General features: G+C 59.6%; 6 protein-coding genes. 4 read left to right on the forward strand and 2 right to left on the reverse strand.

Features of this window, described 5'->3' with window-relative positions; translation table 11 throughout:
- Positions 1-179: 179 nt before the first annotated feature.
- Positions 180-1,064: an AraC family transcriptional regulator gene (locus tag AMK00_RS22665; RefSeq protein ID WP_064807153.1), complete on the reverse strand. Its 885-nt coding sequence runs from the start codon at positions 1,062-1,064 to the stop codon at positions 180-182.
- A 182-nt stretch (positions 1,065-1,246) separates the two neighbouring features.
- Positions 1,247-2,026 (reverse strand): trehalose-phosphatase, encoded by a 780-nt coding sequence (gene otsB, locus AMK00_RS22670; protein ID WP_170965873.1) that lies wholly within the window; start codon positions 2,024-2,026, stop codon positions 1,247-1,249.
- 124 nt (positions 2,027-2,150) lie between these two features.
- Here otsB and AMK00_RS22675 point away from each other — a divergent pair, with 124 nt between their 5' ends.
- The 4 genes from AMK00_RS22675 (at position 2,151) to repC (ending at position 7,969) form a co-directional block, all read left to right on the forward strand.
- A complete protein-coding gene (locus AMK00_RS22675; RefSeq protein WP_064811939.1) occupies positions 2,151-3,236 on the forward strand; it encodes an ROK family protein in 1,086 nt (361 codons plus the stop codon).
- 1,025 nt (positions 3,237-4,261) lie between these two features.
- Entirely contained in the window at positions 4,262-5,479 is a 1,218-nt protein-coding gene (repA, locus tag AMK00_RS22680; RefSeq protein WP_064811940.1) for a plasmid partitioning protein RepA, read from the forward strand.
- Entirely contained in the window at positions 5,476-6,465 is a 990-nt protein-coding gene (repB, locus tag AMK00_RS22685; protein ID WP_064807159.1) for a plasmid partitioning protein RepB, read from the forward strand. Before repA ends, repB begins: the two co-directional genes overlap by 4 nt.
- 199 nt (positions 6,466-6,664) lie before the next feature.
- Positions 6,665-7,969 (forward strand): plasmid replication protein RepC, encoded by a 1,305-nt coding sequence (gene repC, locus AMK00_RS22690; RefSeq protein WP_064811941.1) that lies wholly within the window; start codon positions 6,665-6,667, stop codon positions 7,967-7,969.
- The last annotated feature ends 99 nt before the right edge of the window (positions 7,970-8,068 follow it).

Genomic DNA, 8,068 nt, shown 5'->3' on the forward strand with positions numbered 1-8,068 from the left:
GATTGCAGTGTTCTGCTGTGCCGTTCGGCGGAATGAGCGGCTGTGCCTGTCCCGACGGTTTGCTGTTTCTGAGGACAAGCGTCTCCTCTCGCGAGCCGCTCCTCGCGCGCTCACGTTCAAGCCTGCGTCAGTTTTCGTTCCTCCTCCTTGTCCTCCCCTATTGCCGTCTTCGGCGGACCTTATGCCGCCTTTGCCACGTTGATATTGTCACCCAACAATCGCCGGAAGCGGGATGGCGTCATGCCTTTTTCCGCGAGGAACTGGCGGTTGAAATTGGACAGATTATTAAAGCCGACCTCGAAGCAGATGTCGGTGATCGACGCATGGTCGTCGCTCATCAGGATTTGGCAGGCGAGATTGATGCGCAGGCGTTTCACATATTGCACGAGCGACATGCCGGTATGGCGGCGGAAAGCGCGTGAGAAGGCGCCTGTGGACTGTCCGGCAATCGCAGCGAGATCGGTTTCGTCGAAGGATTTCGTCAGATTTTCTCTGATATAGGCGAGCGCCTGGTTGATGCCGGCCGACATATAGCCCGAGGGATCGGGCAGATAGCTGGGGCTTGCGAGAAGCTGGGCATCCTGCGCCCGGCTGAGCAGCCCGACGATCATCATGAAGAGCTCGATACGGCGTACGCCCTGGGCCTGCTGCACCTCGTTCATTAGAGGCGCCACCTGCCGGCTGGTCTCAGTGCCGAAGAGCACGCCCCGGCGGGACGCTTCGAGGACCGGCTCGAAGGGATTGAGCTCGGGCAGCACCTTCATCGTGTCGCTGATAAAATTCTCACTGAACTGGATGAGCTGGCATCGAAGCGGAATACTCGATCCCTTCGGGACGTCGCTGATCCAGTTGTGAGGCAGATTGGGGCCGGCCAGCACCAGATTGCCGGGTTCGAACTCCCCGATGAAATCGCCGACGAAATAGCGTCCCGTGGTCGCCACGACGAGATGCAGTTCATATTCCGGATGAAAGTGCCAGCGAACGGTGTGATAGGGATAACCATGCGCCTTCGTTGCGAAGGATTCGCCCGGTCTGATCTGAACGACTTCCAAGTCGGGTTCCATCGTTTCCTCCTCCGAGGGGCGATTCTACGTCCGCCTGCCAAATTCCCTTCGGCTTTATTATTATGACGAGTGTAGTGGGCTCGCTTCATGCCCGCCACCACGATTCCCGGCCAAAACCGATACTTTTTTGATGATTGACGCTACGCCGGCGGCGCAAAGACGACGGCAATCTGAAAGTCATCTCAGGCGGCCAGGGCGGCAATGACATTCCTGACCAGTGCAGCCGAAGACAGCCGGCTCGTGGCGCAGCTCGGGGCACCGATGGCCCCGACACGCACGGAGACGCCGCCGCGCGCATTGGCGATCGCAAACATCGACTCGTCGGTCAAATCATCCCCGATGGTAATCGGGCAGCGGTTCTTGAAAGGATCTGACTGAAAAAAGCGCTCCAGCGCATCGCCCTTGCTCGACCGTGCCGGTCGGAGCTCGAACACCCTTTTACCGAGCTGCAGCGCCCAGTTCGGTCCTGCAAGCTCCGCATAGTAGTGCATGCGCTCTTCAATGACTTTTTCATATTCCGGCGCCAGCCGGTAATGCGCGGCAACGGCTGCACCCTTATCCTCTATCAGAACACCCGGGTAATGTTCGGCTTCGGCGGTCAATGCATGTTTCAGCGCCTGGAATTCGGGGGTCGCCTCGACCGTATGCATTCCGGCGGCGCTCCTGATCTCGGCGCCATGCAGGCCTGCGGTTGGAAATGCAAAGGGCTTGAACAGCTCGTCTGCATAGGCAAGCGAGCGCCCGGTGACCAGCGCCAAGGCGCCGCCGAGCTTGTTCGAAAGACGATGAAGGTGTCCGGGCAGGTCTTCTGGGACCTCAATCGCATCCGGCGTAGGCGCAAGGTTAAGCAGCGTTCCGTCGATGTCGAGAAACATCGCCCAGTGCTCCGGTTCCCCCAGCACCAATGAAAGCATTTCCTGCGTAGTGGTGTCGTCCTGCACGGCATTCTCCAAATTCTGCAATCATTGAAGCTAGGTCGCCGGCGGACGAGGGCAAGATGAGTTAATAAGCTCCGGAACATCCAGAGGCTGGTCGGCGTTTTATTTTGCCGCCTGTTCGACCCCTCGCGGCCGGAAAGGGACATCGATGGCCAAACGCAATCCGGAGCCCCGTGACGGGGCGAGTGCCCCATTAGCGCATGGCGCGATGGTCCTGCCGTTGGTAACGATCGACGACTACAACAACGAACTGCGTGACAAGAACGGCTTCGTTGGCGACAACGCCAACAAGAAGACCTTTCAGCAGAAGCTTGAGGATTGGAGAAACCATGTCCGCAAGTTCGGAGACGATCCGCTCGGCAGGGTCGAGACGACGAAGCTTTCCAAGAAAAAGATCGAGTCTCTGCTGAAGGGAGACGACATGGAGGCCGCCGCACTGATCATGGGCGCGGTGGAGGACTTCGCACAGGATTTCGCCGAGGTCATCAAAAAATTCCTCAAGGACGAGCGCTGGTCCAAGACCGAGCGCATCGTCGTCGGCGGCGGCTTCAGGCAAAGCCGCTTCGGGGAGCTGACGATCGCCAGGACCATGGTTCTGCTCAAGGCGGCCGGTATCGATATCGAGGTCATCCCGATCGTCCACCATCCCGACGAGGCTGGACTGATCGGTTCCGTGCACCTCATGCCGTCCTGGATGTTCAAAGGCTATGAGGCGATGCTGGCCGTCGATATCGGCGGCACGAACGTCCGTGCCGGAGTCGTCGAGTTCGGAAAGGAAAAAAAACCGCACTTTGCCGATGCGAGTGTCTGGGAATCGACCATCTGGCGTCACGCCGACGACGAGCCGAGCCGCAGTGCGACGATAGAAAGGCTGGCGGCGATGTTGCAGGAGCTGATCGATAAGGCAGAAAAGGCCAATCTGAAGCCGGCCCCGATCATCGGGATCGGCTGTCCCGGTATCATCAAAGCAGACGGTTCGATCGAACGCGGCGGACAGAACCTGCCAGGCGGCAATTGGGAAAGCGACAGCTTCAACCTTCCCGCCGCACTGATGAAGGCCATTCCCGCAATCGGCGATCACAGCACATTCGTGATGATGCACAATGACGCCGTCGTGCAGGGCTTGTCGCAGATCCCATTCATCGACGACGTATCGACATGGGCGGTGCTGACCATCGGAACAGGGTTGGGCAATGCCCATTTTACCAATCGTGAGGGAATGAAAGCGCGGTAGCCCCGACCAAGAGCGGGAAAGCGGCCGGCAAAGCAATGATCATGTCGCCCCTCCTGCGCGCGTGGACCGCAAATGGAGTCGGCCGGCGCTGTGTCACCTTATGGTAAACAACAGGTAAACAACGAGGAATTCCGTAGACGGAAGCAAATTCCCCCGTAGGTTCCGTTAGGCAGGAGATGAGAGGAGCAGGTCGGCATGGGACCGTTCAACGATTTCCATCATATCTCTCGAGACATGATTCGCATAGCGCGAGCGTCTGCAATCCTTACAGTCGATGGTCACATGCGACTGTTCCCGTCTGCGCGCAGCTCAGCTGCGGCCGCTGTTCGCGACTCCTGCAATACGCATGGTCCGAACAGAACACGGCCGTCGTATTCGCGGGCATGCCGTCGCATTGTCGCTGTCGCAAGCGCCATCTCGGGACCGATGCTTGATTGAGCCCCTCTCCTTTTTCGCCGCACATGGAAAAGATGGTGATAAAGTCGCCGGGCGGTTCTCCGCCGGTTCAAATTGCGCTTATCTCTCCTTCACGCAAGCTCACATGCAGACGAAAGATGGAAGATGAACTTCAAGGGAATAAGCGCTCCGCTCAATGCCGGCCGTCTCGAACAAATGCTCGGCCTTGCCCCGTCACGCCGCGATCCCGAATCCCAAGATGGAAATGTCAAGGCTTCTGGCGTCGAGCCCGTCCGCGGCTTGGAGGCCGAAAGCCTCTGCCGTTCCTCTGCCTATAAATAAGAAGCGGCATTTGTCTGGTCGATCTGTGCCAAGCGCAGTTACCCTGCGATGAGTCGGCGGTGGCTTTCACGTCCGTCGAGAATCTGCGGCGATACGTCGGGCCGGCGCCGGCGATGCGGGTTCGCCGCCGTTGTCAGCTGACAATTGCGCTAAGATTCCGGAATTCCACGCAATTTTTTTGACGAATTCAGTTTGTTATATATTGGCTAACCAAGAAATCGCTTGACGGAATCGCCAGACTCACGATCATTTGCGCAAAATTGCCCGATTTATCAGGATTTGCGTGAATGCCGACCAAGGCCGCGATTGTTGAGAAAACCAGAAGAGCGAGTCAAGTCTCGATCGACGAGACGATTGCGCAGGACTCGACGATGCTCAGCAGCCAGCTCCAGGTGCTGTTCGAGCGGTTATTTTCGCCCGACGCCCGCAAATCGCTGAGGCGATTCAGCAGCACCGAGGCCGCCAAGCTGCTCGGCGTCACCGACAGCTATGTTCGCCACCTCACCGCTCAGGTGGAAAGCATCAATCCCGAGAAGACGGCGGCCGGCCGCCGTGTCTTCTCGCTCGAAGAAATCCATGCGATGCGCCAGCATCTGGGGCGCACCAAACCCTCCTATCTGCCGACGCGCCGGCCGGGCGACCATCTCCAGGTGATCGCCGTCACCAACTTCAAGGGCGGATCCGGCAAGACGACAACGTCGATCCATCTGGCGCAGTTCCTGGCGCTACGCGGCTATCGTGTGCTCGCCGTCGACCTCGACCCGCAGGCGTCGATGTCGGCGATGCTCGGATATCAGCCGGAGTTCGATGTCGGTGAAAACGAGACGCTCTACGGCGCCATCAAATATGACGAGACGCGCCGCGACGTTGCCGACATCGTCCGCCAGACCTATTTCCCCGGTCTCGATCTCATTCCGGGCAATCTCGAACTGCATGAGTTCGAGCACGATACCCCGAAGGCGCTGGCCGACAGCAATCGCGACGACAAAGACATGTTCTTCATGCGGGTCGGCAATGCGCTGCATTCGCTGGAACAGAGCTACGACGTCGTCATCATCGATTGCCCCCCTACCCTCGGCTTTCTGACGCTGTCTGCTCTCTGCGCTGCGACTGCCGTGCTGATCACCGTCCATCCACAGATGCTCGACGTGGCGTCGATGAACCAGTTCCTGACGATGACCTCCGACCTTCTGGCCGTCGTCAAGCAGGCAGGCGGCAATCTCGAATATGACTGGATGCGCTATCTGATCACCCGTTATGAGTCCAATGACGGTCCGCAGGCGCAGATTGTCGCCTTCCTGCGCAGCCTGTTCGGCGAGCGTGTGCTGACCTCGATGATGGTGAAGTCAACGGCGGTTTCGGACGCTGGCCTGTCCAAGCAGACGATCTACGAGGCGGGCCGCGAGACGATGCATCGCCAGACCTATGACCGCGGCGTCGAATCCGTCGACAATGTCAATGCCGAGGTCGAGCAACTCATCCGCAGTGCATGGAGCAGGACATGAGCCCAAAAGGTCGCGATATCCTGAAGAGCATGGTTGGCGCTGTCGAACCGGCACGGCCGGAGACGCCAAGCGCGCCGCCGCCGCATCGACCATCGGGTGCGGTCAAGGCGATGAACTTGTCGCTGGGACGGTTGGGAGAGGAAGCAGCCGCCGCCAAGGCCCTGCGTGAGTCCCTCGCCTCTGGCGACAAAGTGCTGGAGATCGATGCGGCTGCCGTCGAAATGTCCTTTATCCGCGACCGCATCCCGGTCGACAAGGATCCTGAGTTCGAGCGATTGAAGCAGTCGATCCAGGAAAGCGGACAGCAGGTTCCAATCCTTGTGCGTCCGGACCCGGTAAAGGCTGGGTATTACCAGGCCGCCTATGGCCACCGGCGCTTGCGTGCGGCCGCGGAGATCGGTGTTCCCGTCAAGGCCGTGGTCCGCAAGCTCACGGATGAAGAGCTGATTCTCGCGCAGGGTCAGGAGAACGGCCCGCGTGTCGACTTGAGCTTCATCGAACGGGCGCTGTTTGCGCGACGGATGGATGAACATGGCTTCAGTCGCGACATGATTGCTCAGGCGCTGGCGACGGATAAACCGGAAACGTCACGGCTGCTGCAGGTAGCGCAGACGATCGATCCCGAGATCATTCTTGCCATCGGACCGGCGCCGAAGGTGGGGCGTCCCCGCTGGTTGGCCTTTGCCGAGAAATTCAGGGAGACAGGCGGGCGAAAGAAGGTGCAGGCCGCAATCGCTGGCGCCGCTTTCCAGACGCTGGAGAGCAATAGCCGCTTCGATGTCATCTGGAAGGCACTGGAGGAGAAGAGCGCGCCGCAGCGGGTCGAGCAGACGCTTCGCACGCAAAGCGGCGGGACGCTTGCTTCGGTGAGCCGCTCGGGCAAGAGCTTTCGCATCGCCGCCAAATCGGCGGCGTTTTCGGAATTCCTGGCCCGGCGGTTGATAGGCCTCGCCGCTGAGTTCGAAGAGGAAAATGAGGGAAAATGAGGCAGTTAGACCGATTGTCAGCTGACAATTCGGACAGGAGATAACGCGCAAAAGAAAAAAGCCCCCGAACGTCACCGTCACGGAAGCTTTCCTCGTAGTCTTGAACACCTCCGAGAATCGCACTTCCGAGAATCGCTGTCAAGAGTTTTTGGCGCCGTTTTGGCGAGCGGATTTCTTTTGCCTCGTCGAGGTGGAAGAGATGGAAACCGGAAGTATAACGACGCCTTTCGGGCGGCGGCCGATGACGCTTGGCATGCTCGCAAGCCAGGTGATGGCGGGTGAGATCAAGCCTGATCAATCGGTTGACAAATGGAAGCTGTTTCGTGCGCTGTGCGAAGCAAAGCCGCTGCTTGGCATCAGCGACCGGGCGCTAGCGGTGCTCAATGCGCTCTTGAGCTTCTATCCCAAGAACGAGCTGGCCGAGGAAAACGGGTTGATCGTATTCCCGTCCAACGTCCAGCTTTCGTTGAGAACGCACGGGATGGCCGAGCAGACCGTGCGGCGCCATCTTGCCGCGCTCGTCGAGGCGGGGCTTCTGCTGCGCAAGGATAGTCCCAACGGCAAGCGTTATGTCCGCAGGGACAGGGCAGGGGAGGTCAACGACGCCTTCGGCTTTTCGCTGGCGCCGCTGCTTGCGCGCGCCGAAGAGATCGAACAACTGGCCGCCGAGGTGATGGCCGAGCGGCTGCATGTCCAGCGCCTGCGCGAACGCATCACGCTTTGCCGTCGTGATATCGCCAAGCTGATCGAAGCGGCCATCGAAGAGGACGTTGAAGGGGATTGGCAGAGCCTTCACCTGGAGTTCCGGGAACTGATCGAAGGCCTGCCACGGTCGCCGACGACGGCACAGCTCGAACAATTGCTGGACGAATTGACGGCGCTTCGGACGGATATCCTTAACCGGCTGGAAATTCGTGTTAAATCGACAAAACAGCGCGGCAATGCCTCTCATATCGAGCGTCACATACAGAATTCAAACCCCGACTCCACCTTTGAACTTGAACCAAGCTTCGACACGAAGCAGGGCGCGAGGCCGGAGCAAGACAACGGGCGAGGCGTCGTGACGCCGGAAGAGGGGAGGAGCGAGGCGATCCGTTCGGACAATCAGCCGGGACGGCAGGCTGGACGACCCGGCGGCCGTGATGATGCTGGCGGATTGAAATCCTTCCCGCTCGGCCTGGTTCTGCAGGCCTGCCCCGAGATCCTTGCCTACGGGCCGGATGGCGTGATCCGAAACTGGCGCGACCTGATGACGGCAGCCGTCACAGTTCGATCGATGCTGGGCGTCAGCCCGTCCGCCTATGAGGAGGCGGCAAGTGTGATGGGTGCGGAAAATGCCGCGACTGTGATGGCGTGCATCCTGGAGCGCGGGGGCCACATCAATTCCGCCGGCGGCTATCTTCGCGACCTGACGCGGCGAAGCGAAAAGGGAGAATTCGCGATCGGCCCGATGTTGATGGCGCTCTTGCGGGCAAATGCGCCGGCCGGCCGAAAGGCGGGATAAGTTTTCGGCGCTCGTCCGGGTCATCCATGCTCGGATGATCGCCGGCGACGATGCCGAAGGAGAGGGGGATGCCGAATGTTACAGCATGTCGCGCAAAAG

The sequence above is a fragment of the Rhizobium sp. N621 genome (assembly GCF_001664325.1).
GTDB lineage: Bacteria > Pseudomonadota > Alphaproteobacteria > Rhizobiales > Rhizobiaceae > Rhizobium > Rhizobium esperanzae.

Coding starts and splice junctions, on each gene's coding strand:
- AMK00_RS22665 (WP_064807153.1), bottom strand. CDS start 1,064: ATGGAACCCGACTTGGAAGTCGTTCAGATCAGACCGGGCGAATCCTTC.
- AMK00_RS22675 (WP_064811939.1), top strand. CDS start 2,151: ATGGCCAAACGCAATCCGGAGCCCCGTGACGGGGCGAGTGCCCCATTA.
- repA (WP_064811940.1), top strand. CDS start 4,262: ATGCCGACCAAGGCCGCGATTGTTGAGAAAACCAGAAGAGCGAGTCAA.
- repB (WP_064807159.1), top strand. CDS start 5,476: ATGAGCCCAAAAGGTCGCGATATCCTGAAGAGCATGGTTGGCGCTGTC.
- repC (WP_064811941.1), top strand. CDS start 6,665: ATGGAAACCGGAAGTATAACGACGCCTTTCGGGCGGCGGCCGATGACG.